This is a genomic window from Halalkalibacter oceani (assembly GCF_023715705.1).
GTDB classification, from domain to species: Bacteria; Bacillota; Bacilli; order Bacillales; family Bacillaceae_D; genus Halalkalibacter; species Halalkalibacter oceani_A.
The window spans coordinates 1-251 of the sequence record NZ_JAMBOS010000133.1; the positions used below are offsets into that span (position 1 = coordinate 1).

General features: G+C 41.4%; 1 protein-coding gene. It reads right to left on the reverse strand.

Annotation, left to right across the window (positions count from 1 at the left end; translation table 11 throughout):
* Nucleotides 1-105 precede the first annotated feature (105 nt).
* On the reverse strand, nt 106-251 hold a 146-nt coding region (locus M3212_RS21920; RefSeq protein ID WP_285875011.1), incomplete at its 5' end, for an AAA family ATPase.

Genomic DNA, 251 nt, shown 5'->3' on the forward strand with positions numbered 1-251 from the left:
CAATAATACTTTTTGGATTCACTATTTATATGGTTGTGGATCACTTCTGTCATAAGTGGATCAATATCTTGTCCGGAGTGGGTCATAAAGATGGCAGAGGTGGGGCTAACCTATGTCCTTCTTCAACTTAGAGTCGGATAGATAAAGAACGTGGAATTTGCCTTTATCCAATTTGTCCACAAACTTACGGATTGTCGTCGTTTTTCCCGTTCCACTATCTCCACTCAGGACGGCAAAAAGCTGTCTTTCAG